Source organism: Anaerolactibacter massiliensis (assembly GCF_900290205.1).
Classification (GTDB): Bacteria; Bacillota_I; Bacilli_A; order Erysipelotrichales; family Erysipelotrichaceae; genus Bulleidia; species Bulleidia intestinalis.
Map to the genome: position 1 here is coordinate 763,398 of NZ_OLMH01000002.1, position 25,307 is coordinate 788,704.

General features: G+C 52.6%; 27 protein-coding genes. 23 read left to right on the plus strand and 4 right to left on the minus strand.

The window, feature by feature from the left end:
- The first annotated feature begins 8 nt into the window (after positions 1 to 8).
- Entirely contained in the window at positions 9 to 260 is a 252-nt protein-coding gene (locus C7E00_RS07150; protein WP_105303640.1) for a hypothetical protein, read from the plus strand.
- 27 nt (positions 261 to 287) lie between these two features.
- On the opposite strand, the gene C7E00_RS07155 is transcribed toward C7E00_RS07150, so the two are convergent.
- Both C7E00_RS07155 and C7E00_RS07160 read right to left on the minus strand, forming a co-directional pair.
- Positions 288 to 875, minus strand: coding sequence for a TetR/AcrR family transcriptional regulator (locus C7E00_RS07155; RefSeq protein WP_167836511.1), 588 nt, complete (start codon positions 873 to 875; stop codon positions 288 to 290).
- 237 nt (positions 876 to 1,112) lie between these two features.
- On the minus strand, positions 1,113 to 1,982 hold the full coding sequence (locus C7E00_RS07160) for a metallophosphoesterase (RefSeq protein ID WP_105303642.1): 870 nt from the start codon (positions 1,980 to 1,982) through the stop codon (positions 1,113 to 1,115).
- 72 nt (positions 1,983 to 2,054) lie between these two features.
- On the opposite strand from C7E00_RS07160, the gene C7E00_RS07165 reads away from it, so the two are divergent.
- The 8 genes from C7E00_RS07165 to C7E00_RS07200 all read left to right on the plus strand — a co-directional run bounded on the left by C7E00_RS07165 (position 2,055) and on the right by C7E00_RS07200 (position 9,717).
- Positions 2,055 to 2,813, plus strand: a complete 759-nt coding sequence (locus C7E00_RS07165) for an HAD hydrolase-like protein (protein WP_135358186.1) — start codon at positions 2,055 to 2,057, stop codon at positions 2,811 to 2,813.
- 122 nt (positions 2,814 to 2,935) lie between these two features.
- Positions 2,936 to 4,258 carry an HlyC/CorC family transporter gene (locus C7E00_RS07170; protein WP_105303644.1) on the plus strand — a complete coding sequence of 441 codons (1,323 nt, stop codon included), beginning with the start codon at positions 2,936 to 2,938 and terminating at the stop codon, positions 4,256 to 4,258.
- Between the two features lie 20 nt (positions 4,259 to 4,278).
- A complete protein-coding gene (locus tag C7E00_RS07175) occupies positions 4,279 to 5,010 on the plus strand; it encodes an RsmE family RNA methyltransferase (RefSeq protein ID WP_105303645.1) in 732 nt (243 codons plus the stop codon).
- Positions 5,011 to 5,029: 19 nt separating this feature from the next.
- Complete coding sequence (gene mtaB / locus C7E00_RS07180) at positions 5,030 to 6,316, plus strand: tRNA (N(6)-L-threonylcarbamoyladenosine(37)-C(2))-methylthiotransferase MtaB (RefSeq protein WP_135358187.1); 1,287 nt, start codon at positions 5,030 to 5,032, stop codon at positions 6,314 to 6,316.
- Entirely contained in the window at positions 6,313 to 7,767 is a 1,455-nt protein-coding gene (locus tag C7E00_RS07185; RefSeq protein ID WP_105303647.1) for a UDP-N-acetylmuramoyl-L-alanyl-D-glutamate--2,6-diaminopimelate ligase, read from the plus strand. Before mtaB ends, C7E00_RS07185 begins: the two co-directional genes overlap by 4 nt.
- A 7-nt stretch (positions 7,768 to 7,774) precedes the next feature.
- Positions 7,775 to 8,416: a deoxyribose-phosphate aldolase gene (deoC, locus tag C7E00_RS07190; protein ID WP_105303648.1), complete on the plus strand. Its 642-nt coding sequence runs from the start codon at positions 7,775 to 7,777 to the stop codon at positions 8,414 to 8,416.
- A gap of 73 nt (positions 8,417 to 8,489) precedes the next feature.
- On the plus strand, positions 8,490 to 8,672 hold the full coding sequence (gene rpsU, locus C7E00_RS07195; protein WP_105303649.1) for a 30S ribosomal protein S21: 183 nt from the start codon (positions 8,490 to 8,492) through the stop codon (positions 8,670 to 8,672).
- A gap of 76 nt (positions 8,673 to 8,748) precedes the next feature.
- Positions 8,749 to 9,717 carry a PhoH family protein gene (locus C7E00_RS07200; RefSeq protein ID WP_328597255.1) on the plus strand — a complete coding sequence of 323 codons (969 nt, stop codon included), beginning with the start codon at positions 8,749 to 8,751 and terminating at the stop codon, positions 9,715 to 9,717.
- A 97-nt stretch (positions 9,718 to 9,814) separates the two neighbouring features.
- Here C7E00_RS07200 and C7E00_RS07205 read toward each other — a convergent pair whose 3' ends face one another.
- Positions 9,815 to 11,473, minus strand: a complete 1,659-nt coding sequence (locus tag C7E00_RS07205) for a Na/Pi cotransporter family protein (protein ID WP_105303650.1) — start codon at positions 11,471 to 11,473, stop codon at positions 9,815 to 9,817.
- Between the two features lie 141 nt (positions 11,474 to 11,614).
- Here C7E00_RS07205 and ybeY point away from each other — a divergent pair, with 141 nt between their 5' ends.
- The 9 genes from ybeY to C7E00_RS07250 all read left to right on the plus strand — a co-directional run bounded on the left by ybeY (position 11,615) and on the right by C7E00_RS07250 (position 19,840).
- Complete coding sequence (gene ybeY / locus C7E00_RS07210; RefSeq protein WP_105303651.1) at positions 11,615 to 12,079, plus strand: rRNA maturation RNase YbeY; 465 nt, start codon at positions 11,615 to 11,617, stop codon at positions 12,077 to 12,079.
- Complete coding sequence (locus C7E00_RS07215; protein ID WP_105303652.1) at positions 12,073 to 12,411, plus strand: diacylglycerol kinase family protein; 339 nt, start codon at positions 12,073 to 12,075, stop codon at positions 12,409 to 12,411. The genes ybeY and C7E00_RS07215 overlap by 7 nt, the downstream gene beginning before the upstream one ends.
- Positions 12,412 to 12,422: 11 nt before the next feature.
- Positions 12,423 to 12,827, plus strand: coding sequence for a cytidine deaminase (gene cdd / locus C7E00_RS07220; RefSeq protein WP_105303653.1), 405 nt, complete (start codon positions 12,423 to 12,425; stop codon positions 12,825 to 12,827).
- Positions 12,824 to 13,711 (plus strand): GTPase Era, encoded by an 888-nt coding sequence (gene era / locus C7E00_RS07225; RefSeq protein WP_105303654.1) that lies wholly within the window; start codon positions 12,824 to 12,826, stop codon positions 13,709 to 13,711. Before cdd ends, era begins: the two co-directional genes overlap by 4 nt.
- Positions 13,704 to 14,465 carry a DNA repair protein RecO gene (recO, locus tag C7E00_RS07230; RefSeq protein WP_105303655.1) on the plus strand — a complete coding sequence of 254 codons (762 nt, stop codon included), beginning with the start codon at positions 13,704 to 13,706 and terminating at the stop codon, positions 14,463 to 14,465. The genes era and recO overlap by 8 nt, the downstream gene beginning before the upstream one ends.
- 54 nt (positions 14,466 to 14,519) lie before the next feature.
- Entirely contained in the window at positions 14,520 to 15,896 is a 1,377-nt protein-coding gene (locus C7E00_RS07235; RefSeq protein ID WP_105303656.1) for a glycine--tRNA ligase, read from the plus strand.
- A gap of 11 nt (positions 15,897 to 15,907) precedes the next feature.
- Positions 15,908 to 17,665, plus strand: coding sequence for a DNA primase (gene dnaG, locus C7E00_RS07240; protein ID WP_105303657.1), 1,758 nt, complete (start codon positions 15,908 to 15,910; stop codon positions 17,663 to 17,665).
- Positions 17,666 to 18,035: 370 nt separating this feature from the next.
- Positions 18,036 to 19,187, plus strand: coding sequence for an RNA polymerase sigma factor RpoD (rpoD, locus tag C7E00_RS07245; protein WP_105304893.1), 1,152 nt, complete (start codon positions 18,036 to 18,038; stop codon positions 19,185 to 19,187).
- Positions 19,184 to 19,840, plus strand: a complete 657-nt coding sequence (locus tag C7E00_RS07250; protein ID WP_105303658.1) for a tRNA (adenine(22)-N(1))-methyltransferase — start codon at positions 19,184 to 19,186, stop codon at positions 19,838 to 19,840. Before rpoD ends, C7E00_RS07250 begins: the two co-directional genes overlap by 4 nt.
- Before the next feature lie 52 nt (positions 19,841 to 19,892).
- On the opposite strand, the gene rpsT is transcribed toward C7E00_RS07250, so the two are convergent.
- Entirely contained in the window at positions 19,893 to 20,159 is a 267-nt protein-coding gene (rpsT, locus tag C7E00_RS07255; protein WP_105303659.1) for a 30S ribosomal protein S20, read from the minus strand.
- A gap of 121 nt (positions 20,160 to 20,280) precedes the next feature.
- Between rpsT and fmt the strand changes: the two genes are divergently transcribed.
- The 5 genes from fmt to C7E00_RS07280 all read left to right on the plus strand — a co-directional run bounded on the left by fmt (position 20,281) and on the right by C7E00_RS07280 (position 25,306).
- Positions 20,281 to 21,219, plus strand: coding sequence for a methionyl-tRNA formyltransferase (fmt, locus tag C7E00_RS07260; protein ID WP_105303660.1), 939 nt, complete (start codon positions 20,281 to 20,283; stop codon positions 21,217 to 21,219).
- An 11-nt stretch (positions 21,220 to 21,230) separates the two neighbouring features.
- Positions 21,231 to 23,039, plus strand: a complete 1,809-nt coding sequence (gene lepA / locus C7E00_RS07265; protein ID WP_105304894.1) for a translation elongation factor 4 — start codon at positions 21,231 to 21,233, stop codon at positions 23,037 to 23,039.
- Positions 23,026 to 24,135 carry a radical SAM family heme chaperone HemW gene (hemW, locus tag C7E00_RS07270; protein ID WP_105303661.1) on the plus strand — a complete coding sequence of 370 codons (1,110 nt, stop codon included), beginning with the start codon at positions 23,026 to 23,028 and terminating at the stop codon, positions 24,133 to 24,135. The genes lepA and hemW overlap by 14 nt, the downstream gene beginning before the upstream one ends.
- A gap of 121 nt (positions 24,136 to 24,256) precedes the next feature.
- Positions 24,257 to 24,523, plus strand: a complete 267-nt coding sequence (gene rpsO / locus C7E00_RS07275; RefSeq protein ID WP_105303662.1) for a 30S ribosomal protein S15 — start codon at positions 24,257 to 24,259, stop codon at positions 24,521 to 24,523.
- 81 nt (positions 24,524 to 24,604) lie between these two features.
- Positions 24,605 to 25,306, plus strand: a complete 702-nt coding sequence (locus C7E00_RS07280) for an ABC transporter ATP-binding protein (protein WP_105303663.1) — start codon at positions 24,605 to 24,607, stop codon at positions 25,304 to 25,306.
- Position 25,307 lies beyond the last annotated feature (1 nt).

Here is a 25,307-nt window from a genome sequence, read left to right on the forward strand (position 1 = left end):
AGGTCCGTATGGGATTGTTTCATAAAGCACATAAAAACGGAATTGCCGAAGCATTTGACAAAGTATATGCGCATGGCGCCCATGAGACGGAAAGCCAGTTTCTGGACAGCCTGAACCTGATCGTCAAAGCCGTGGAACTGGATCAGACCTATTCCACCGACGAGAAACTGAAAATCTATGAACTTCTTTCGCAGCTCTCGAACTGCGGTCCCGATCAGCGCGACCGCTATGCAAAGAAGCTGCGGAAAGTCCTGAAATAAAAAAACTCCATATGGAGTTTTTTTATTTCAGAATGCTTTCCGGATCATCTCTTCGAGGATCGGCTTCATCTCATCCATCGTGCCGGGAATCTGATAGAGAATCGCAAAGTAGGCGGTATCTGCTACCATTGAGAAAGTCACGCACAGCTTCTTCAGGAACTCATCCTGATCAACGCCATTCAGAGCGGGATCTTCATCCAGAAATTTCTTGGCTTTCAGAAAATCAGGATTTTCTCCCGTCCCTTCTTTAGGATGCAGAGAAAAATCCCAGGTGAATCCTCTGCGCAGCACTTTCAGAAGATCATTGTCTGCTTCAAACCGGTCAATCAGATAATCCATCAGACCGACGACATTCTCGGACACTGATTCGGTATGATGCTCAATCGCGTATTCCAGTCCATCGGAATACAGAAAGTGGGAGATCCTGGAATTCAGATTCTGCTCCAGGTCCTGCTTATCTTCAAAATAAAGGTAGAATGTTCCTTTGGCAATCCCGCTCTTCTCACAGATCTCAGCAATGCTTGTACTTGCTGCACCTTTTTCCGCAAAAAGAGAGTACGCACTTTCCAGAAGTCTTCTTCGTTTATCAGCTTTTTTCTGTTCAATCAATCCCATATCTTCAACCTCGTGTTTTTCCATCATAACGCAAAAGACATGCACTTTGAATAAAAAACAGTAAAAAATATTTTGAAAAATCATGGATAAATGTAATTTTTCTGAAAACTATTAACCTTAAGAAGCCCTAATATATGTGATTCATAGGACCATATATGAAAAAAATCAGCAGAAACCCTACGAATCTGCTGAAAGGAGAAAAAAACAGAAAATCTCTGACATTCTCAGAAAAGAATCTCACTGGGCGGAATCGGTTACGGCTTTATGCTTCAGCTCATATCTCACGACTTCGGCATTCGCCAGGAATCTGACATCCTGAATCGTGGTGCCGACTCCGTTCGTGATGTCGAGGGTGAAACCAGAGACCGTATGCTTGCCCCGGAAGTATTCCTGGGCATACTCTGGCATATACAGGGCACCGAATCCCCAGTACGCCTGACCGCCATGGCTGTGGCCGGCCAGGAAGTAATCCGTCAGCTCCGAAGAAACCAGGGCAGCCGTATCCGGCGTATGGCAGAGGGCGATCGTATAGGCCGTCCGCGAGACACTCGAATAGGCTGCTGTGAGATCCTGATGATCGGAAGACTGTGGCTCGATGCCGACCAGTGTGATCGAGTCGCTGCCTCCTCTTCGCAGGAGCACGCTCTGATTCTGGAGCACCTCAAAATCAGCATCATACAGAATCTGCTTCACATACGACTCCATGCTGTCATCGGTTTCATCGAAATCACCGAGCACGGTGAATTTGCCCAGCGGAGCATCCAGCTCTTTCAGAAGCTCCGTGAGCCTTGCACCGACGGTATCATCGATATAGTCCGGATCCTGATCAAATAGATCGCCGCCGAACAGGATGATATCCGGAGAAAGACTGTTGATCGTATTGACGAGCTTGGTCATCCGTTCCTCGTCCATGAAATGGTTGTAGTCCAGATCCGAGAAGAACACAATCGAGACGCCATCCATGCTCGCAGGAATGAAGACGGACTCCAGCGTTTCATAACGCACCTGGAAGCGGGAAGGAGCCGTATGGAATGCATCATAATACATCGCTCCTCCAAGACAAATCAGAAGAGAAAGAATCACTGCGATTTTCTGTCCGACCTTCATGCACACCTCCGGATGAAGACTATCATAGCACCGAATGTAATATAATGACCCTGCATCAGGAGGATAGCGAACGTGGAAAACTGGCTGATTTCAGAAAGATGTCTGAGCGATGGAAAGCATGCACTGCCTGGTGCAGTCCGCTTTCTGAAGGAGAAGAAAGCAGAAGGAGCACTCATCTGCGTCCTGTCAGATCGCTCCGTGAGGACCAACCAGCAGATGGCCGAAGCATTTCAGAAACAGAAGCTTCCGATTGAGGAAGCAGATCTCTATACCACGGTCATGGCTGCGATCGATGAGATTGCCAGGACCGATGGATCAAAGCGCCAGGCCAGCATGATCGGCGGCCGGGGCATGCGGGATCTATTGGAAAGGGGAGGCTTCTTTCTGGACCATGATCCATGTGACTGGATCTTTCTCGGGAGTGATCATAATGCGGCATATTCTGATTACTGCTATGCGGCAAAGCTATTGAAGCAGGGAGCACGGCTGATTCTGACGGAAGAACAGTTCCGGGAGCCTTCCCAGGATGACAGTTTTCTGATCGGTCCGGCGGCGGTAGCGAAGATGCTGGAGGCAGCTTCCGGAACTGAAGCACTTCATGCGGACTTTCCGAGTCCGATGCTGCTGTATCATGCGATGCGCTATCTTAATGCGACGGCTGAGATTACAGTCTTTGCGGCTGCCGATGCACACCGCGAAATCCCGGCTGCGGAAGCCGCCGGCATCCGCTCGGTGCTCGTGACCTCGGCTGGTGATGAGAACACCGATCTGTTTGATCTGTCCAGCAAGCCGGATTATGTCGTTGAGACGCTGGCGGGACTGCTGCGCTGAATTTGCGCAGAATCATGCGGAATGATACAATGTTTGCTGTTTATAAAACAGGAAAGGATGAGATACAGGAACCGTGGATCCTATACCCGATCGAAAACGCATCACCCTGATGAGGAGCATTTATGAGTAACCAGTCGACTGAAAGCTTAGTGATCAGCCTGGTGATTCTCGTGATCTTCTCAGGCATATTCTCTGCAACTGAAACGGCGTACTCCGTTGCCAGCAAGATCAAGCTCAAGAGCATGGATAATGATGGCAAGCCGGGTGCCAAGGGAGCTCTGGACATTCTGGATCATTACGATAAGTTTCTTTCTACCGTGCTGATCGGAAACAACATCGTCAATATTCTTTCTGCTACCCTGGCGACCATTCTGTTCACCCGCATTTACGGGGAAGGGGGCGCCACCATCTCGACCATCGTCATGACGCTGCTCGTGCTGATGTTCGGCGAGATCGCTCCAAAAAGCATTGCCAAGCAGGCACCGGAAGCCTTTGCCTGCCGGCTGGTCGGTCTCGTGAAGTTCTTCATGACCATTCTGACGCCGCTGAGCCTCGTGTTCCGGGGCTGGCAGAATCTCGTGCAGCATTTGATTCATGTCGAGAATGATGACAGCGATATCCAGGATGAGCTGATCACGATGGTAGATGAAGCAGAGCGGGAAGGAGATCTGGAAGAACATGAATCCGATCTCATCTCTGCAGCCATTGAATTCAATGATCTTGATGTCCGCGATGTCCTGACTCCGAGAGTCGATGTCGTCGCCGTGGAAATCGGCACGCCGGTGGAAGAGATCGAACGCACGTTCCGCATGAACAGCTTCTCGCGTCTGCCGGTGTATGAGCGCTCGATTGATAATATCGTCGGCCTGATTCATGAGAAGGACTTCTATAACCTGCTGTATCAGGACAAAGAGAAAGCCATCATCCGCAAGATCATCAAGCCGGTCGTCTACACAAGCGAGAACGTCAAGATCTCGACGCTGCTCAAGCAGCTGCAGAAAGCGAAGGTTCACTTAGCAGTCGTGCTGGATGAATACGGCGGAACTGCCGGCATCATCACGATGGAAGACATCATCGAAGAGCTCGTCGGAGAAATCTGGGACGAGCATGATACGGTCAAGGAATATTATCAGAAGATCGATGATCAGACGTATCTCGTCCAGTGCGACGCGGATATCGATGATATGCTCGACCGATTCGGCGAGAAGCCGGAAGAAGATGAATATGACTTCATCACCGTCTCCGGCTGGGTCATCCATGAACTGGATCACATTCCGCAGGTAGGCGAAGAGTTTGATTTCGGCCATCTGCATATCACGATCACGAAGGCAGATCAGCGCAAGGTCATCCAGATCCGCGTTGAGATCCGCCCGAAGAAAGAAGAAAAGGAGAATCGCCGCGATCATCGCAGCGACAAGAAGGAGGAAGAGGAAGACGACCGCTGAGGCCGTCTTTCTGATCATGCATGCAGCAGTATTTCACGGAAGTGCCGCTGGAACCCGGCATGGAATATGTGTTTCCGAAAGCCCAGGCGCATCATGCAGGTACCGTGCTGAGGATGAATCATGAGACGATCCGGCTGGTCCATGATGGCATCGGCTATTTTGCCGATGCTTATCCGAAAGGAAAGGAATTCGCTGCGAGAGTTCTTTCCATCGATCCGAGAATCAATGAACTGCCATTCCAGGTCACGCTTGCCCAGGCTCTGATCCGCCGGGAGAAGATGGAACTCATTCTGCAGAAGGCAGCAGAACTCGGGGTTACCCGCATCGTCCCGTTTGAATCCAGCCGCTGCGTCGTCCATGCCAGAAGCGAGAAAGCAGACCGCCAGAAAGAGCGCTGGAACAGCATCCTGCAGGAAGCATCAGAACAATGCAAGCGCAACCGCATTCCTGAACTGGAGAACATCTGTTCCTTCGGACAGCTTTCCGGATACTCTTCAGAGCTCAATCTGGCTGCTTATGAGAATGCCTACGGGACCTCTCCGTTTCTATTGGAGGTTCTGAAGCCTGCTTCGATCACGATCGTGATCGGACCGGAAGGAGGCTTCTCCGAAGAAGAAAACGCTGCTCTGAATCAGATGGGCTTTTCTTCAATCAGCCTCGGTCCCAGAATTCTGAGGGCAGAGACTGCGGCCATTTCGGCATGTGCTCTGATCAGCGGATATCTGGAAACGGCAGAAAAAGATTGTGAATGAGGAGGACAGCAGCAGGAGAATGAAATTTTCAGTCAAGAACCTTGGCTGCAAAGTCAATGACTATGAAGCAGAAAGCATTGCCAGACAGCTGGAAGAACGCGGATATGAGCGCGTTCCTTTTGAAGAGCCTGCTGATGCTTCGCTGATCTTCACGTGTGCGGTCACGAATACCGCTGCTGCCAAAAGCAGGCAGATGGCCCATCGGGCAAGGAAGCTGAACCCGGACTGCGTGATCGTAGCAGCCGGCTGCTATGCGCAGATTGCTGGGGACAAGCTGCCGGATGCAGAACTTGTGATCGGCAGTGCCCATAAGAAAGAAATCCCGGATGCCCTGGATGAGTATTTCCGCGATGGCATGCGCATCGTGCGCGTGGATAATCTGGAACATGCATCTTTCGATGAGATGCCGATTGACCGTTTCGAACACCAGACCAGAGCGTATCTGAAGGTCCAGGATGGCTGCAATCAGTTCTGCAGCTACTGCGTGATTCCGTATGCCCGAGGCAGAGAACGCTCCATGGATCCGGATCGCGTGATCCTTGAAGCAAAGCGCATCGCAAAGAGCCATCACGAAATCGTGCTGGCTGGCATCCATACCGGCAGATACGGCAGAGAGTATCACATGACGCTTGCGGATCTGATCCGGAGGATTCTCAGGGAAGTGCCGGAACTGTCCAGATTGCGTATTTCCTCGATCGAAGTGACGGAACTTGATGATCCGTTCCTGGATCTTCTGGAAGAGAATCCGCGCATTGCCCGCCATCTCCATATCCCGCTGCAGTCTGGTTCAGACACGGTGCTGAAGCGCATGAACCGCCCGTATGATACGGCATTCTATTATGCTAAAATAGAAGAGATCCGCAGAAGGATTCCGGATATCTCGATTTCATGCGACCTGATGACGGGGTTTCCTGGCGAAACGGATGAAGAAGCAGAAGAAACCATGCAGTTTCTGAAGAAGTGCCGCTTTTCATTTCTGCATGTATTCCCGTTCTCAGCAAGAGAAGGAACGAAAGCTGCCGCAATGAAGGACCAGGTTCCGATGGAAGTCCGCAGAAAGAGAGCTGCCGCATGCATTGCGCTGTCCGAGCAGCTGTATGACTCGTATAAAGCATCCTGGATCGGAAAGGATGCAGAAATCCTGTTCGAGGAACATACGGAAACAGAAACCCAGGGCCACACAAGCGAATATCTGCCGGTGAGTGTCGAAGGGCTGCATCCGCGCGGCGAACTTTGCACCATCACGATTGCTGAGCTTCGGGATCATCAGCTCTGCGGAGTGCTGAAAGGCAGAGAAATAAGATGAAACTGAGTGAATTATTTGAAAACGTACCGGATATTGAAATCCGCAGTCTGATGGTGGACAGCCGCAAGAAGCGGCCGGATTCCATCTTCTTCTGCGAGAAGGGCATGATGTTTGACGGCCACCGCTTCGTGGAGCAGGCAATCCAGAATGGTGCCAAGGTCATCGTGCATTCCGAGCCTCTGGAAAACAAGCATCCGGATATCACCTATATCAAAGTCAAAGACGTCAATGCAGTGCTGAACAAGGTTGCAGATGCTTTCTACGGCTATCCGAGCCACAATCTCCTGATGTTCGGCGTCACCGGTACCAACGGCAAATCCAGCATCGCCTGCATCATCCGCGATGTCATGAACCAGTTCATGCCGACCGGCTATATCGGCACGATTGCGATTGAATACGGCAATGTCAAGCTGCCGCCGCTGCTGACGACACCGGACATTGATGACCTGCATGGCATCCTTGCGGATATGGTCTCGGCCGGCATCCGCTGCTGTGCACTGGAAGCTTCCAGCATCGGCATCGAGCAAGGCAGAGTCGATGCGATTGATTTCGATGCGGCAATCTTCACGAATCTGACGCATGATCATCTGGACTATCACGGCACGATGGAGAATTACTTCCAGGCCAAGAAGAAGCTGTTTGATCATCTGAAGGAATCCTGCGTGGCAATCACGAATGTGGATGATCCGTATGGCATGAAAATCGTGGCCGACTGCAAGTGCCCGGTCGTCACGTACGGCATCGATCATCCTGCAGATTACCAGGTCACCCGCTATCAGCTGCTGAAAGACCGCACGATTTTCACGCTTCGCTGCAATAACATGGAATACGAGCTTGAGACGAATCTCGTTGCCCGCTTCAATATCTACAACCTCGTCGCTGCGATCGCGGCGATGAACCAGAAGGGCGTCTCGATCACGCAGATGCTGCCGCTGCTCAAGCATATTCCGCAGATTGCCGGCCGCATGGAGCGGATTGATGAAGGTCAGCCGTTCAATATCCTCGTCGATTTCGCGCATACGCCGGACGGCATTGAGAAGCTATGCCAGTATGCCAGTGCGATCACGCCGAAAGGAAACCGCATCATCGCGATCACCGGCTCTGCCGGCAAGCGTGATACGGCCAAGCGTCCGATCTTCGGCCAGCTGCTTGATAAGTATGCCGACATGATCATCCTGACGGAAGATGATCCGCGCAATGAGAAACCTCTCGATATCTGCAAGGAGATCGCTTCCGGCATTCATGAGAAGCCATATGTCATCATCGAAGACCGCTATGATGCGATACGCCAGGCCGTCGAGATCGCTGATAAAGGCGATACGATCATCATCATGGGCAAAGGCGATGAGAAGTTCATCTACCGCGAATTCGGCAGAGAACCGTATGAAGGCGATGATGCGATCGCCCGGGAAGCGGTCCGCAAATACTATTTCGGAAACAGGGAGGACTAATTGTTTCATGAAACCATCCAAGTATATCGATCACACTCTGCTCAAGCCGGAAGCACAGAAGGCTGCCATTGAAAAACTCTGCCGGGAAGCGAAGGAATATGACTTCGCAAGCGTGTGCGTCAATCCATGCTGGATTGATGTCGCAAAGAAAGAACTGGCCGGCTCTGATGTCAATGTCTGCGTTGTCATCGGTTTCCCGCTTGGCGCCATGACCACGGAAGCCAAGGTGTTCGAAGCATCAGATGCTGTGAAGAAAGGCGCTGATGAAGTCGACATGGTTCTGAACGTCGGCAAGCTCAAAGACGGGGATGATGCCTATGTGACAGATGAGATCAGGAAGATCAAGGAAGCTGTCGGAACGCATGTGCTGAAAGTCATCATTGAAGCATGCCTGCTTACAGATGAAGAGAAAGTCCGGGCATGCCGTGATGCGATGGCTGCCGGAGCAGATTTCGTCAAGACTTCGACTGGCTTCTCAGCTGGCGGAGCTACTGTTCATGATGTGAAGCTCATGAAAGAAACCGTCGGAGACAAGCTGAAGGTCAAGGCTGCCGGCGGCGTCAGGACTCCGGAAGAATTCCAGGCGATGATTGATGCAGGTGCAGAGCGCATCGGCACCAGCCATGGCTGCGAACTTGTTTCAAAGTGAAAAATCCATTGATTTCAGAGCCATGCTCTGGTATGATATCCGTGCTGTCTAAACCAGGAAGGGGGGATACAGAATGCCGAGAGTTGTAGTGAAAGAGAACGAAAGTCTTGATGATGCACTGCGCCGTTTCAAGCGTCAGGTATCTCGCAACGGAACCCTTGCTGAGGCTCGTAAGAGAGAATATTACGTGAAGCCGGGTGTCAAGCGGAAGCTGAAGAGCGAAGCTGCCCGCAAAGCAAGAAGACGTGGCAAGTAAGAGAGGCAGAGATGCTTCTCTTTTTCTTGCCGGTGGTTTGCGATAAAATGACACCGTATACAAAGGGGGATATTCCTTGGAGAAAACCAGAACAATCAGACTGGAAGATCTGAGCACCAGCCAGGAAATGGACCTGGTAGGTTCCGGCGACCGCAATCTGACGATCCTATCAGAATGCCTTCAGACGGAACTTTCCTTCCGGGACGGCGTCTTCACTATGCATGAAGATTCCGATCAGAAAGAAGAACAGCTCAGAGAAGTGCTGCAGGCACTGGTAGCTGCCGTGAAGAAAGGACATGCCATCAGCGAGCAGGATGTCATCTATGCCTGCCGGCTGGCAGTCAGCGGGCAGCCGATCGATTTTGAAGACTGGAATCGGGTGCTGGTCGGAAGAACCTATTCCGGCAAGCCCATCGTTCCCAAGACGAAAGGCCAGAATGCATTCGTCAAAGCGATGGAACGCTATGACATCGTCTTTGCGATCGGACCGGCAGGGACTGGCAAGACCTTCCTGGCGGTGACTGAAGCGGTGACTGCCCTGAAGAAAGGCGATGTGCATCGTATCATCCTGACCCGTCCGGCCGTGGAAGCAGGCGAATCGCTCGGCTTTCTGCCAGGCGATCTGAAGGAAAAAGTCGATCCGTATCTGACGCCGCTCTATGATGCTTTGCATGAGATGCTCGGAAACGAGAAGACGGAAACGCTGATGGAGAAAGGGATCATCGAGATTGCGCCATTAGCCTACATGCGCGGCAGAACGCTGGATGATGCGTTTGTCATCCTGGATGAAGCACAGAATACGACGCCTTCCCAGCTCAAGATGTTCCTGACCAGACTCGGCTTCCATTCGAAGATGGTCATCACCGGCGATATCACGCAGATTGACCTGAAGCCGGGAATGACATCCGGGCTCATTGATGCTTCGCTGGTTCTGAAAGACATGGATGAGATCGCAATCATGCATCTGACGAGCGACGATGTCGTGCGCCATCCGCTCGTTCAGAAGATCCTGGAACGCTACGAGAAGTACGAAAAGAAGAACTGAATCATTTTCCGACCAGCTTCCTTATGGGAGGCTGATCTTTTTATGCATGCATGAAAAAGGGCGATGAGCATGAACTCCATCACCCTGAGAATCCTGATTATGCCTCTGCGGCAGCTTCCGCTGTCACCGACAGGGAAATCCTTGCGATATTGCAGCAGTGATCGCCCATACGCTCGAGGTTTCCGAGAATGTCGCAATAGACGGAAGCAGCAACTGCAGACGAGCATTCATTGCGGCTCATGCGGTCGAAGTGAGCCTGGCGGGAACGGTATTCCATCGCATCCATCGCGTTCTCATCTTCTTCCAGAGAAGCGAACAGGCTTCTGTCTTTCGTGCGGTAGATTTCAATTGCCCGGCTGTACATATGAAGCAGGATATCAAACATCGTATTGATGTCTTCAATCGCATCCGGAGTGAACATGCCGTCGTCATCGAATACCATCTGGAAGAATTCCGTCAGATTCATGGCCAGGTCGCCGATGCGTTCCAGGTTCTTGATGACTTCCAGATCCATGCGCATATTCTCTTTATCCTGCGGCGGGAATGAAGCTTTGACGCTGGCACTGACGAGGAACTCCGTGATCTTCTTGTCGCATCGGTTGATCAGCGCTTCATTCTGATCCAGCAGCTCGCGGTCATCCGCAGTACCGGGCTTATTCAGGAAGTCGCGGGTTTCCGCGATATCCTGGCGGACGACATCAGCCATCTTGCCGATTGCCTGCTCTGCTTCTTCAATGACGGCTGCCGGAAGGAGCGTACCGATATTCGCATCGAGATTATCGATGCTGACTTCAGGTCTTGTCGGTTCGGAACCAGGAATGATCTTTGAGATCATTCCGACAATCTGTTTGAGGAACGGCATGAAGATGATGGTCGTCGTGATGTTGAAGATCATGTTTGCAATGGCGATCTGCATCATCGGATTCAGATGCCATAGATTCGCTAACGACGTGATCAGGTTCGTATACGCCGTTAACAGCAGCATTCCCAGCAGCGTTCCGAAGATATTGAATACGGTATGCAGGCATGCAGTTCTCCTGGCTCCCAGACTCCCTCCCATCGCCGCCAGGATACCAGTGATCGTCGTGCCGATATTGGCACCGAACATAAACGGCAGGGAAGCCTGCAGGGTCAGGGCATTTGCCTGATAGAGTTTCTGCACCATGCCGATCGTTGCGGCAGAGGCCTGGACGACAGCAGTCATGATGGCACCGGTGATCATCGACAGCCAGGAGTTATTGCTCATCTGCAGGGCAAAATCGCTGAACTCCGGAAGATCCTTGAGGGCAGAAAGCGAATCGCCCATGCAGCGCAGACCATAGAAGATCAAGCCGAATCCCAGGATCACATCGCCGTAGTACTGCGTCTTTCTTTTCTTGCCGAAGACAATCAGCATGCAGCCGGCGAAGACGATGTACATGGCGTATTCATCGATATTCATCGAGATCAGGAAGCTGGTGACCGTCGTGCCGATGTTGGCACCCATGACGATGCCAGCTGCCTGTTCGAGGTTCATGAGACCTGCCCGCACGAAACCGATCGTGATGGCGGTGCAGGCGGAAGATGACTGCATCAGAATGGTCATGGCAATTCCGATCAGCATGGCGCTGAAGGGACTGGCGGTGTACTTATTGATATAATCGCGCATCTGATCTCCCGCCACGGATTTCAGGCCGCTGCCCATGAAGCTGATACCGAACATGAACAGGCCGAAGCCGCCCAGTATCATATCCCAGCTGATGGATGACAATGTCATATCTTCCCTCTAGACTTTCCTTGTGAGTTTGTAAGATTTGTTATTCAGAAGTTATTGTAAAGTGATCAGAGTCTGCGGTCAACCGCATGAAAACAATACCCGCGTGCTATAATACCGGAAGAAGAAGGCAGGATTCTGTTCATGGAAATAACGCTCATCAACCGCACGAACCAGCCTGCGGAAGCCTATCTTCCGCTTTTCAGGAAGATCAGCAGTGCTGCAGAGAAAAAGCTCGGCCTTTCGGACGATCTGGAAATTTCAGTCACCTTCGTGCGTTCCCGCACGATTCATGTCATCAACCGGGAATACCGGAATATCGACCGGCCTACGGATATCATCAGCTTCGCTGCCAATGATTTCTCGTATCCCGGCGAGACGCCGGAAGAACATGCCGATCTCGGCGACTTGTTTCTGAACATCGACTATGCCGCCAGGCAGGCGAAGGAATACGGACATTCCCTGAAGCGGGAAGTCGGCTTTCTGTTCTGCCATGGCCTTCTGCATTGTCTTGGCTACGATCATATGAAACCCGAAGACGAGAAGGTCATGTTTGCTTTGCAGGATGAGATTCTGGACCCGATTCTGCCGCGGAACTCGTCATGCTGAAAAAGAAATTCCTGCCTGCCTTTCATGGCCTGAGAGACGCCTGGAGGCATCCGGCCGTACGGATTCAGATCATCCTCGGCATCCTTGCCGTCATCGCCGGTTTCGTTCTGAAGCTTACGATCCTGGAATGGGCTTTTGTGGTCTTGGCGATCGGCCTTGTCATTGGCGCTGAAGTATTCAATACGTGCATTGAGAAGCTGTGCGATCTGCACAGCACGGAATATGATCACCGGATTGAAGTGATCAAGGATATGTCGGCAGGAGGCGTGCTGATTGCTGCGCTGACCGCGCTGGTGATTGCGGTCATGATCCTGCTGGAGCATCTGAACTAGGAGGAAGAAACATGCTTACGAAAGAAGAACTGATTGCCGAAGCATTCAAGGCAATGAAGAACAGCTACGCACCATATTCGAAATACCATGTCGGGGCCGCTGTCCTGTGCAAGGACGGAACGGTATTCTGGGGAACCAACATCGAGAACGCCAGCTTCGGCGCTACCAACTGCGCGGAGCGTTCCGCGGTCTTTGCGGCATACAGCAGAGGCTACCGCAAAGATTCAATTGCAGCGCTTGCCATCGTCTCCGACGGCGACCGGATCGCCGGACCATGCGGCATCTGCCGCCAGGTGCTTTCAGAGCTGCTGGATCACCATACCCCGATCTATCTCTCCAATGGCAGAGAATCCCAGGATACGGACATCGATGAACTTCTGCCGCTGCAGTTTACGACGGAGGACGTCATTCGATGAGGTCCGGATTCGTTGCAATTGCCGGACGGCCGAATGCAGGCAAATCTACGCTGATCAATGCCCTGGTGAAAGAGAAGATCGCGATCGTCTCGGCTAAGCCGCAGACCACTCGCTCGGAAATCCGCGGCATCGTCAATACCGAAGATGCCCAGATCGTCTTCACGGATACGCCGGGCATTCATAAAGCAAGACACCGCCTGGAAACCAGAATGAACAAAGAGGCTGCCAATGTGATCCAGGGGGTGGACCTGATCTACCTGGTTATCGATGGCAGCGTTCCGTACGGGCCAGGTGATAAATACGTGCTGGAGATGGTGAAGAATACCGGTCTTCCGGTCTTCCTGCTTCTGAACAAGATCGACCGGATGAAGAAAGATGATATCCTGAACACGCTGCTGAGCTATCAGAAGCAGTTCTCCTTTGCAGAATACTTTCCGATCTCCGCACTGAAGCAGGAAAACTTCCGGGAACTGCTGGATACGACCATCAGGTATCTGCCCCAAGGAGATCCGATGTTTCCGAGAGATATCGTAAGCGATGAACCGGAGAACTTCCGGATTGCCGAAATCATCCGGGAGAAGATCCTTCTCTGCACGGAACAGGAAGTCCCGCACGCTTCCGCTGTAGTCGTCGAGTCGAAGACTTTTGAGGAAGGAACGTGCTATGTGCAGGCCATGATCTTAGTCGAGAAGGAAGGGCAGAAAGCCATCCTGATCGGCAAGGGAGGATCGATGCTGCAGCGCATCCGCACGGCTGCGATTCCGGATATCTCAGAACTTGTCGGATGTCCAGTGAAACTGGAATTGTTCGTCCGGGTCGAGGAAGAATGGCGCGACCGGGATTCCCGCATCTCCCAGTACGGCTACGGAAATATCGATGAATGAGCAGATCACCGGACTGATTCTGAAACAGACAGACTACCGGGAAAATGCTGTGATCCTGACGGTGCTGACAGAAGACTATGGAAAGCTTTCTCTGGTCGCTGCCGGAGTCAGAAAGATGAATTCGAAGAATGCCGGTTCCGTGCTTCCGTATACGAAGGCAGAGTTCTCGCTGGACTACCGTCCGGATCGGACGATGTTCCGCATGAAGACAGCCCGCACCGTTTCTCTGTACCGCTTTCTGCACGAAGATCTGCTGGCTGGCTGTGCTGCTTCCCTGATGGCCGAATGTGCGGATGCGATGACGCTGGAAGGGCCGGATGAGGAGTCGGCTGCAGAAACGTACCGGCTGCTCGATCTTTCCTTTCAGCATCTGAATGAGAAGAAACCTGCGGATCTCACTGCCGCGCTGTTTCTTTCTTCCATGCTGAGAACTCATGGGATCAGCCCGGAAGTCGATGCATGCGTACTCTGCAGAAAACCGGAAGCTTCTGCATTCTCTCTGAAAGAAGGCGGATTTCTCTGCACAGAGGATGCAGCCGCGAGAAATCTGAAGCCCTGGACGATTGAACAGCTGCGGGCATTCCGGGTGCTTGCCAAGGCAGGTCCGGAGCAGATAGACCTGGTTTCTCCGTATTTCCGTGACTGGAGCTCCATGACCGGGATTCTCGTTTCTTTCCTGGAACTTCACGCAGGTATTCATCTGCGCTCTTTTGGCCTGTTTCAGCGGTTTTTCGGCATTGAAGCAGTTATGTGAAAGTGCTATACTCCTAATGTTTTCTATATAGTAAGGAGAGACTGCGTGCCATTTATGGAAAAGACATTCGATACTATTGTTCAGCATGCCAAGAACACCGGATTCGTGTTCCAGGGTTCTGAAATTTACGGCGGACTTAGCAATACCTGGGACTTCGGACCTTACGGAGTCCTTTTAAAGGATCATATCAAGAAAGCATGGCAGAAGAAGTTCATTCAGGAAGATCCGAATAATGTGGAGATCCAGGCAGCGATTCTGATGAATCCGAAAGTCTGGGAAGCTTCCGGACACCTGAAGGGATTCAGCGATCCGCTGATGGACTGCAAGCAGTGCAAGACCCGTCATCGCGCAGACCAGCTGATCGAGAACTGGTCGGGCGGAAAAGTCAGCTGCGAAGGCTGGACGAACGAGCAGATGGAGCAGTACATCAAGGACAACAACATCCCGTGCCCGGATTGCGGCAGCCATGACTTTACGCCGATCCGTCAGTTCAACCTGATGTTCAAGACGTTCCAGGGAACGCTGGAAGATGCCAAGAGTACGATCTATCTCCGTCCGGAGACTGCCCAGGGCATGTTCGTCGATTTCAAGAATGTGCAGCGTGCTTACCGCAAGAAGCTTCCGTTCGGCATCGGCCAGATCGGCAAGAGCTTCCGCAATGAGATCACGCCGGGCAACTTCATCTTCCGCACGCGTGAATTCGAGCAGATGGAAATGGAATTCTTCTGCAAGCCGGGAACCGATGATGACTGGTTCCCTTACTGGCGCCAGTTCTGCATGGACTGGATCCTGAGTCTCGGCGGAAACAAGGAGAATCTCCGCTTCCGTGATCACGCCAAGGAAGAACTGAGCTTTTATTCCAAGGCTACCACGGATATCGAATACAAGTTCCCGTGGGGCTGGGGCGAACTCTGGGGCATTGCAGATCGTACCGATTATGACCTGACCCAGCACCAGAATCATTCCGGCAAGGATCTGACGTATCTGGATCCGGTCACCAATGAGAAGTATCTTCCGTATGTTGTCGAACCGGCTGTCGGTGTCGAACGTCTGTTCTTCATGTTTTTCACGGATGCGTATGATGAGGAGCAGCTGGAGAACGGCGATACCCGCATCGTCATGCATTTCAGCCCGGTGCTCGCACCGGTCAAAGCAGCTGTGCTCCCGCTGAAGAAGAAGGCACACAGTGAGACCGCTCTGAAGATCCGCAAGGAACTGAGCTATGATTTCGAGACGGAATACGATGAAGCCGGCTCCATCGGCAAGCGCTACCGCCGTCAGGATGAGATCGGCACGCCATACTGCATCACGGTCGATGATCAGACCCTGGCAGATGGAACCGTAACCATCCGCAGCCGCGATACGATGCAGCAGGAGAGACTGAGCGTCGAAGAAGTCCGCAGCCGCATCTGCAAGGAGATCCGTTTCTAGAAAGGACCTGAATGGCGAGAATACCAGAAGAAGAAATCGATGCGATCCGGAAGAAGGCCGATATTGTCCAGGTCATCGGAAAATATCTGCAGGTAACCCGGAAGGGAAGCGGCTATGTCGCACTATGCCCGTTTCATGATGATCATTCTCCTTCCATGACGATCTCGCCGGACCGGCAGATCTACAAATGCTTCGTATGCGGAGCCGGAGGCAATGTCTTCACCTTCGTCCAGAACTACGAGAACATCTCGTTTCCGGAAGCGGTGGAGCATGTGGCAGACCTGGTCGGCTATCCGCTTTCCGTGCATGTCAGTGCACCGAAGAAGCAGGAAGACCCGCATATCGAAGTCCTGCACCGGATTCTCAATGAGACGATCCGCTGGACGATGTATCAGATGAATACCGCCCAGGCAGAAGCCGAGAAAGCATATCTTGAGAAACGCGGTCTCGATGAGGCCGTCCGAGAGAAATTCTCAATCGGCTACAATCCGCCTGGCGATGCGCTGCATGCATTCCTCGAAGCCAAAGGCTTTGAAGACAGCGACATGACCGCATGCAATGTGGTCCGTACATCTGCCTCTGGTCTTCATGACGTCTTCAGCGGCCGCATCACATTTCCGATTCATGACGCCGAAGGAAATCCGATCGGCTTCTCCGCGAGAACGATCGATCCGGAGAATCCTTCCAAATACATCAATACCACAGACACCGAACTGTTCCATAAGAGCGATCTGGTCTACAATGCCCACCGGGCAAGAACCGCCTCCCGCAGAGAAGGAAAGATCTACGTCTGCGAAGGCGTGACCGATGTCATCGCCTTTGCCAGAGCCGGCATGGACAATGCTGTCTGCACTCTGGGCACGAGCTGCACTGAGCATCAGATCGGCATCCTGAAGAACCTTGCCGCAAAGATCGTATTCTGCTATGACGGCGACGATCCGGGCCAGGCCGCAACCTGGCGGGCTGCCCGCATGGCCAGAGCTCAGGGCTGCGTCGTCTCCGTGATCGACAACAAGACCGGTCTTGATCCGGATGAAATCATCCGCCAGCGCGGTGCGGAAGCACTGCAGCAGCTGGCCAAGTCCGAGATCACCTGGATGGAATTTGTCCTGAACTATCTCTCGAAGCATACGAACTTCGACAGCTATCAGGAAAAGAAAGACTTTGTCCGCAAAGCCCAGGCCGAGATCGATCAGCTTGATGATGAATTTGACCGCCGCCATTTTACGGAAGAACTTTCCAGGCTTTCCGGATTCCGGCTGGATTACACGCCGAAGAACCGGACGGCAGCCTATGTGCCGAAGCAGAGTATTCCCACAAAGACGCCGGATGGCACGAGCGAAGCAGAAGAGCAGATCCTGGCGATGATGCTGGCAAGCAGAAGTGCATCGGCAAGATTTGAAGAGAAGCTCGGATATCTGACTGATCCGGATCGGAATGCGGTTGCCATGATGATCGTGGATGCCTACCGCACGCATGATCAGATTGAACCCGCTTCTCTGATTGATGAAGCGGACAGCCAGGAACAGAAGAACCTGATCTCCAAGCTTGCAGATTCCTGGGCGTATTCGGCAGAGTATGACGAAAGCATCCTCGATGGGGCGATCCGCAAAGTGCTGATCAGCGTGCGTTCCCTGCAGGCTGATGCCTTCCGGGAACAGCTATCCGCACCGATGAACAGTGAAACACGTGAAGTCATCCTGAATGAATATCAGGAATGCCTGAAAGAATTACGGAGGTACCTAGATGAAGAAAACAGAAACAGCTGAAACAAAGCCGGCAGGATCTGCATTGAAGAAGCCTGCATACTCCGGAAATGCCCGCAGCCACCAGGCTGCAATCCGGAAACAGCGTGCCTCCATGATGGAAGCTGCTGCAATCCGCAGAGAGATCTTTCAGGATGAGGAAATCCTGAAAGAGAATACTGCTGCTTTTGAAGCAGGAAAGCTTCCTGCTTATATTCCTGGTCCGCTGCCGGAAGCAGACAACGAGACCGCCTGGACTTACCAGGTACCGGTTCCTTCTGAAAAGCCGGTAAGAGAAGATGCTCATACCCAGATCGAGATCTACCGGACGGCTGACAAGCACAAGGAACTAAAGACCCTGGATGAGCTGAAGGAAGAATTCCGCAGAGTCTATATGAAAGACGGGGAGATCTATCAGAAGGATATTCTGGCCTCTCTGTCCCGTCTTGATATGACCGATGACGATATGGAAGCTCTCTGGAACTGGTTCAGCGAAGAGGGCATGACCGTCTCGGAAGAAGAAGACATCGAAGCGCTGAGCTCGGAAGAAGACATGGACCTCGAGGACGAAGAAGAAGAGGAAGAAGACGATCGTCCCGAAGATACCGGCGATGAGGAAGAAGATGAGAAAGACAGCTCCGTCGAAACCGTCGCCAGCATGTCCCGGGCGATCAGCAGTGCGTATTCCAGCGCCAGCCGGGGAACGAGCGTCTCGCTGAATGATCCGGTCAAGATGTATCTGAAAGAGATCGGCCGGGTTCCGCTGCTGAAGCCGGAAGATGAACCGGAGATTGCCAAGCGCATCGAAGCAGGGGATGAGGAAGCCAAGAACATCCTGATCTCCTCGAACCTCCGCCTCGTCGTTTCGATTGCCAAGAAATACGTCGGCAGAGGCATGCTGTTTCTGGATCTGATCCAGGAAGGAAACATGGGCCTCGTCAAGGCGGTCGAGAAATTCGACTACCGCAAAGGCTTCAAGTTCAGCACGTATGCGACCTGGTGGATCCGTCAGGCCATCACGAGAGCCATTGCCGACCAGGCAAGAACCATCCGCATTCCGGTCCACATGGTTGAGACCATCAACAAGCTGACGAGAGTTCAGCGCCAGCTCGTGCAGGAACTCGGCAGAGATCCGACGGCTGAGGAAATCAGTGCACGCATGGACGGCATCTCTCCGGAAAAAGTCCGGGAGATCCAGAAGATCGCGCTGGAACCGGTGTCTCTGGAAACCCCGATCGGCGAGGAAGATGATTCGCATCTCGGCGACTTCATCGAAGATAAAGATGCGATGTCCCCGGATGAGTATGCCAACAATCAGCTGCTCAAGGATGAGATCAACACCGTCCTGTCCGGGCTGACCGACCGCGAGGAGAAGGTTCTCCGCCTGCGGTTCGGATTATATGACGGCAGAACCAGAACCCTGGAAGAAGTCGGCAAGGAATTCAATGTGACCCGCGAGCGCATCCGTCAGATTGAGGCGAAGGCACTGCGCAAGCTGAAGCATCCGACCCGCTCCAAGCGCCTCAAGGATTTCTTCGATAAATGAACCAGCGTCTGAAAGCAATCTCTGCCCTTGTTCCCTCAGGAACGATCCTGGCAGATATCGGCACCGACCATGGCTATCTGCCGATTGATCTTGTGAAGAGGGGAATCTGCCCGAAAGCTTATGCCTGCGACGTTGCAGAAGGGCCGTTATCCGCGGCAAAAACCAACATCGCTTCAGAGCATCTGGAAGGAAAAGTCTTCGCGATTTTATCCGATGGATTCATTCAGGTCCCCGAAGATGCAGATTGCGCAGTGATTGCCGGCATGGGCTGGTATACCGCGCAGGCAATTCTCGAACGGGCAGAGGAACGGCTTCCTTCGTTTCGCCGCATCATCGTCCAGGTAAACGGTGATACGGATCTATTGAGAAAGTGGATCAGCGATCGCAGGAAGACCATTCATGAGGAATGCATGGTCAATGACCGGGGCAAGGTCTATACCGCTGTCTCGTTCAGCATGCAGGAACATGCGCCTTATGCAGACCGTGAGATTCTGCTCGGACCATGTCTTCTGAACGAAAGAAGTCCGCTGTTTCTCGAAGACTGTCAGAAGCAGGCAGAACTTCTGAGCATGATTCTCTCGAAGCGTCCGGAAGATGAGACAGCTGCCAGACTGTCCCGGCGGCTTGCAATTTACGAATCTGTCAATCCATAAAAAAAACACCCTGTCAGCCGACAGGGTATATTTTTCAACGCTTCTGATCGTCTCAGCCGTTAATGGAATTAACAGCCTTGGCAAGACGGGACTTCTGGCGTGCAGCATAGTTGCCCTTCTTGATATGAGCAGCAACTGCCTTATCCAGAACCGAGTTTGCATGATCATATGCCTTCTTGGCAGCGTCTGCATCTTTTGCTTCAACCGCAGTCAGAACACCCTTGATCGCATTCTTGACTTCAGTCCGCTTAGCAGTATTGGCAGCCTGGCGCTTAGCATTGGTGATTGCACGCTTCTTCTGGGACTTGATATTTGCCATGGAACACACCTCCTTCGTTTCAAACGAAAGAATTATAACCTACGGCCTTTCAAATTGCAACGTCCGGAACGAGCAGGAATACGGTATAATGACGGAGAATTTTCCAAGGAGGTACCCGCTCATGGATTCCATCCGTATCGTTTTCTTCGGAACCGCAGAATTTGCGGCAGCAATTCTGAATCGTCTCTATGAAGACGGCCATCAGGTCGTCGGTGTCGTTTCGCAGCCGGACCGTCCCATCGGCCGGAAACATCTCATTGAACCGACTCCGGTTCATGCGCTGGCAGAAGCACATGGGACGTCATGCATCGCCCCGAGAAATCTGAAAGAGGAACCGGAAGGGGTCCTTGCAATGAAGCCGGATCTCATCATCACCTGTGCTTACGGGCAGTTTGTTCCGGATGTGATTCTCGAAGCACCGCGCTTCGGCTGTCTGAACATCCATCCTAGTGCCCTGCCGAAATACCGGGGCGGTGCTCCGATCCAGCGGACGATCTGGAATGGGGATTCCTCGATTGATATCTGCCTGATGGAGATGGTTCATGCGATGGATGCCGGCCGGATCTTTGCCCGCACTTCTGTGCCGGTTGATCCGGATGAGACCTCCGGACACCTGTTCCGGAAACTTGCTCCGTTAGCGGCAGATCTATTGTCAGAGAATCTTCCGAAGTATCTGAATGGCGAACTGGCTGGCGAACCGCAGGACGAAAGGCAGAAGACGATCGCTCGCAACATCAGCCGGGAAGAGGAGCAGATCTTCTTTGAAAAAGAACAGATGCCGGAGCTTTACAACCACTGCCGGGCATTGCTGGAAGAACCAGGTCCTTACGGAATGATTGACAATAAGCGCATCAAGTTCCTGGAAGTGCGCATGGAGCAGACCGAAGAACCGGCTGTCCCGGGAACAATTCTTGATATCCAGAACCATGCGATGCGCATCGCCTGCAGGGGCGGTATCCTGAAGGTATTCCGCCTGCAGATGCAGGGCAAGAATGCCATGGATGCGGACGCATTTATGAATGGCGCCGGCCGGAATCTGATCGGCAGGCAGTTTGAATGAGGTAATCCATGATTGACCAGAACCATATCCGCAATTTCTGCATCATCGCTCATATCGACCATGGCAAGAGCACCCTGGCAGACCGCATCCTCGAGATGACGGATACCGTCAAGGAACGCGATATGAAAGCTCAGATCCTCGATGACATGGATCTGGAACGGGAACGCGGCATCACGATCAAGCTGAATGCCGTGCAGCTTTCCTATCATGCAAAGGATGGACAGGAATATCTGTTCAACCTGATCGATACGCCAGGGCATGTTGACTTTTCCTATGAAGTATCCAGGTCGCTTGCGGCCTGCGAAGGAGCGATCCTCGTCGTCGATGCGACCCAGGGCGTCCAGGCGCAGACGCTTGCCAACACGTATCTTGCCCTGGATAACAATCTCGAGATCCTGCCAGTCATCAATAAGGTGGACATGAACAATGCCCAGCCGGAACGGGTCCGCCATGAGATCGAGAACATCATCGGATTAGACTGCTCAGAAGCTCCTAAGATCAGCGCCCGCACCGGTCTCAATGTCGATCAGGTGCTCGAGCAGATTGTGCACAAGATCCCGGCTCCGTCCGGAGATCCGAAAGCACCGCTGCAGGCGCTTGTCTTCGACAGCATCTATGACAGCTACCGCGGTGTCATTGCGCTTGTCCGCATCCGGCAGGGCGAGATCCATGTCGGCGATCATATCCGCTTCATGGCAACCGGTGCTGAATATGAAGTGCTTGAAGCCGGCATCCGCAACCCGAAAGAAGTCCCGGTCCATACGCTGGTATGCGGGGATGTCGGGTGGTTTGCGGCTTCGATCAAGGACATCCATGATGTCCGGGTCGGCGATACCGTCACTTCCGCAGACAATCCTGCAGACAAGCCTCTTCCCGGCTACAAGAAACTGAATCCGATGGTCTACTGCGGCCTGTATCCGAGCGATGCGGCCAAGTTCCAGGACCTTCATGATGCGCTCGACAAGCTTCAGCTCAACGATGCCAGCCTGCAGTATGAACCGGAAACCTCGCAAGCCCTCGGCTTCGGATTCCGCTGCGGCTTCCTGGGCTTGCTGCATATGGATGTCGTCCAGGAACGGCTTGAGCGGGAATACAATCTCGATCTGATCGCGACAGCTCCTTCGGTGATCTATCATGTCTTTCTTTCTGATGGCACGATGCTGGAGATCGACAACCCGGCCAAGATGCCGGATGCGTCCAAAGTCGACCGTGTCGAAGAACCGTATGTCAAAGCAGAGATCATGGTGCCTGATACCTTCATCGGCCCGGTCATGGAGCTCTGCCAGAAAAAGCGCGGCATCTACAAAGGCATGGAAGTCATCGATACCGGCAGAAATACGCTGACGTATGAGATGCCGCTTTCTGAGATCATCTTTGACTTCTTTGACAAGCTGAAAAGCTGCACCAAGGGCTATGCAAGCCTTGAGTATGAACCGATTGGCTATCGCACGGATGACCTGGTCCGCATGGATATCCTGCTCAATGGAGAGGTGGTCGATGCGCTTTCGGTCATCATCCATCGCTCGGAAGCGTATGCCAGAGGATCGGCGATCACCGTGAAGCTGAAGGAGCTGATCCCGAAGCAGCAGTTTGAGATTCCGGTTCAGGCTGCGATCGGCGGCAAGGTGATTGCCCGCACGAATATCAAGGCGGTGCGCAAGAACGTGCTTGCCAAGTGCTATGGCGGAGATATCAGCCGGAAGAAGAAGCTGCTCGAGAAGCAGAAAGAAGGCAAGAAGCGCATGAAGGCAGTCGGTTCCGTCGTGATTCCGCAGGAAGCCTTTATGTCGGTTCTGTCCATGGACGATGATTCGCACTGATCATCCGGAAGCACTCTATGTGCATGTCCCGTTCTGCCGCTCAATCTGTGCCTACTGCGATTTCACGCACGAGCCATATCGCATAGAGCGGGCAGATGCCTGGCTGAAAGCCCTGAAACAGGAGCTGTCGGCAAGGGTCCGGTCCGCTTCTCTGAAGACGATCTATCTGGGCGGCGGCACGCCGACTGCGCTTTCTCTCACCCAGCTGGAAGTGCTGCTTTCCATGCTGGATCCGTATGCGGAAGAAGCAGAAGAATACACGATTGAAGTCAACCCGGAAACCCTCGATGAAGCCAAGGCAGAATGCCTGGCACGACATCGCATCAATCGGGCATCGATCGGCTATCAGAGTGATAATCCGAAGCTGCTTGCGCTGATGAACCGCCATCATTCTTATGAAGATACGGCTGCCTGCATGGAATTATTGAGGAGGCATGGGATCGCGAATCTCTCGCTGGACCTCATGTATTCGCTGCCTGGTCAGACCATGGCCCAGCTGCAGCAGGCGGTATATCATGCCATGGATCTGAAGCCTGCGCATCTCTCGCTGTATTCGCTGACGATCGAACAAGGAACTGCATTTGCTGCCAGGAAGCTGAATCATCTCGATGATGATGCGGAGGCAGACATGTATGAATGGATCTGCAGGACGCTTCCGGAACATGGCTATCAGCAGTATGAGATCTCCAATTTCGCACTTCGCGGCTATGAATCGCGCCATAATCTGATGTACTGGAATTACCGGGACTTTTATGGCATTTCAGCAGGAGCGTCCGGCAAGGAAGGGCTGCTGCGCTATGATCATGGCACGCTGAAGGAATACCTGGAAGATCCGCTGGCGGTGAAGAAGATTCTGCTTTCCGAAGCAGATGCCCGCTTTGAAATGGTCATGATGTCGCTGCGCTTAGTGAGAGGTCTTGACCGGAAGCTGTTTCAGGAGACCTTCGGCATCGATGTCAATGAAGTCTACGGCAGCGTCATCAGCCGCCTTCTTCAGAAGGGCTGGCTGAAAGAAGAGGAACGGTATCTGGCATGCACGAAGAAGAGCTATGAGATTCTGAATACGGTTCTGGAGGAATTCCTGCCTGAGGAATGAAATAATCTTGCAGGAAGCAGTCAGTTCTGATAAATTAGTTAGTGCTTTCAGCCTGGGATGCACGTACCTCTGAACGTCAGCTCGGACTAGAAGGACTTAGAAGAAAGAAGAGGAAAAACACATGTTAGAGAAAGAAAAGAAAGCTGAAATCATCCGCGAATACGGCCGCAAGGAAGGCGATACCGGTTCTGTCGAAGTACAGGTCGCAATGCTGACAGAGCAGATCAACCGTCTGACGGTCCACATGCAGAATAACCACAAGGATTATTCTTCCAACCGCGGACTTGCTACAATGGTAGGACGCCGCAAGAACCTGCTGGAATACCTGAAGCGCACGGATGTCAACCGCTACCGTGATCTGGTTTCCAAGCTCGGTCTCCGCAAGTAATCGTACCTCATGAGATTTCATGGAAAAGCAGACAGAAATGTCTGTTTTTCTTTATAATGATTTACACATCAGGAGGCCTCCATGAGTTTTATCCGGTTTGAAGATGTCACGAAGATCTATCAGCAGGGCGAAGTCGAAATCCATGCCCTGGACGGCATTTCGTTTTCCATCGTCAAGGGCTCGATCACGATCATTGCCGGTGCTTCCGGAGCCGGAAAGTCCACGGTTCTGAATATTCTCGGCGGCATGGATACGGCAACCTCCGGCATCGTCGAAGCAGACGGTGTCCGCGTTGATCAGATGAATGAGCGACAGCTGACCGACTACCGCCGCTATGATATCGGCTTCGTATTCCAGTTCTATAATCTCGTGCAGAATCTGACCGCTCTGGAGAATGTGGAGCTTGCTTCGGAAATCTGCCGCAACCCGCTCGACCCGGCCAGGACGCTGGAGCAGGTCGGCCTGAAAGACCGCATGAACAATTTTCCGAGCCAGCTTTCCGGCGGCGAACAGCAGCGGGTTGCCATCGCAAGAGCCCTTGCCAAGAATCCGAAGCTGCTCTTATGCGATGAGCCGACCGGTGCTCTCGATTATGTGACCGGCAAGCAGATTCTGAAGCTATTGCAGAATACTGCCAGAATGACTGGCATGACGGTGGTGATCATCACGCATAATCTTGCGATCTGCCCGATGGGCGATCGGGTGATTTCACTGCGCTCCGGCAGGGTGGTTTCGGATGAGGTAAATCCGCATCCGGAAGACATTTCGGAGATTGAGTGGTAAG

Coding starts and splice junctions, on each gene's coding strand:
- C7E00_RS07150 (WP_105303640.1), top strand. CDS start 9: ATGGGATTGTTTCATAAAGCACATAAAAACGGAATTGCCGAAGCATTT.
- C7E00_RS07155 (WP_167836511.1), bottom strand. CDS start 875: ATGGGATTGATTGAACAGAAAAAAGCTGATAAACGAAGAAGACTTCTG.
- C7E00_RS07160 (WP_105303642.1), bottom strand. CDS start 1,982: ATGAAGGTCGGACAGAAAATCGCAGTGATTCTTTCTCTTCTGATTTGT.
- C7E00_RS07170 (WP_105303644.1), top strand. CDS start 2,936: ATGAGTAACCAGTCGACTGAAAGCTTAGTGATCAGCCTGGTGATTCTC.
- C7E00_RS07175 (WP_105303645.1), top strand. CDS start 4,279: ATGCAGCAGTATTTCACGGAAGTGCCGCTGGAACCCGGCATGGAATAT.
- mtaB (WP_135358187.1), top strand. CDS start 5,030: ATGAAATTTTCAGTCAAGAACCTTGGCTGCAAAGTCAATGACTATGAA.
- C7E00_RS07185 (WP_105303647.1), top strand. CDS start 6,313: ATGAAACTGAGTGAATTATTTGAAAACGTACCGGATATTGAAATCCGC.
- deoC (WP_105303648.1), top strand. CDS start 7,775: ATGAAACCATCCAAGTATATCGATCACACTCTGCTCAAGCCGGAAGCA.
- rpsU (WP_105303649.1), top strand. CDS start 8,490: ATGCCGAGAGTTGTAGTGAAAGAGAACGAAAGTCTTGATGATGCACTG.
- C7E00_RS07205 (WP_105303650.1), bottom strand. CDS start 11,473: ATGACATTGTCATCCATCAGCTGGGATATGATACTGGGCGGCTTCGGC.
- ybeY (WP_105303651.1), top strand. CDS start 11,615: ATGGAAATAACGCTCATCAACCGCACGAACCAGCCTGCGGAAGCCTAT.
- C7E00_RS07215 (WP_105303652.1), top strand. CDS start 12,073: ATGCTGAAAAAGAAATTCCTGCCTGCCTTTCATGGCCTGAGAGACGCC.
- cdd (WP_105303653.1), top strand. CDS start 12,423: ATGCTTACGAAAGAAGAACTGATTGCCGAAGCATTCAAGGCAATGAAG.
- era (WP_105303654.1), top strand. CDS start 12,824: ATGAGGTCCGGATTCGTTGCAATTGCCGGACGGCCGAATGCAGGCAAA.
- recO (WP_105303655.1), top strand. CDS start 13,704: ATGAATGAGCAGATCACCGGACTGATTCTGAAACAGACAGACTACCGG.
- C7E00_RS07235 (WP_105303656.1), top strand. CDS start 14,520: ATGGAAAAGACATTCGATACTATTGTTCAGCATGCCAAGAACACCGGA.
- dnaG (WP_105303657.1), top strand. CDS start 15,908: ATGGCGAGAATACCAGAAGAAGAAATCGATGCGATCCGGAAGAAGGCC.
- rpoD (WP_105304893.1), top strand. CDS start 18,036: ATGAAAGACGGGGAGATCTATCAGAAGGATATTCTGGCCTCTCTGTCC.
- C7E00_RS07250 (WP_105303658.1), top strand. CDS start 19,184: ATGAACCAGCGTCTGAAAGCAATCTCTGCCCTTGTTCCCTCAGGAACG.
- rpsT (WP_105303659.1), bottom strand. CDS start 20,159: ATGGCAAATATCAAGTCCCAGAAGAAGCGTGCAATCACCAATGCTAAG.
- fmt (WP_105303660.1), top strand. CDS start 20,281: ATGGATTCCATCCGTATCGTTTTCTTCGGAACCGCAGAATTTGCGGCA.
- hemW (WP_105303661.1), top strand. CDS start 23,026: ATGATTCGCACTGATCATCCGGAAGCACTCTATGTGCATGTCCCGTTC.
- rpsO (WP_105303662.1), top strand. CDS start 24,257: ATGTTAGAGAAAGAAAAGAAAGCTGAAATCATCCGCGAATACGGCCGC.
- C7E00_RS07280 (WP_105303663.1), top strand. CDS start 24,605: ATGAGTTTTATCCGGTTTGAAGATGTCACGAAGATCTATCAGCAGGGC.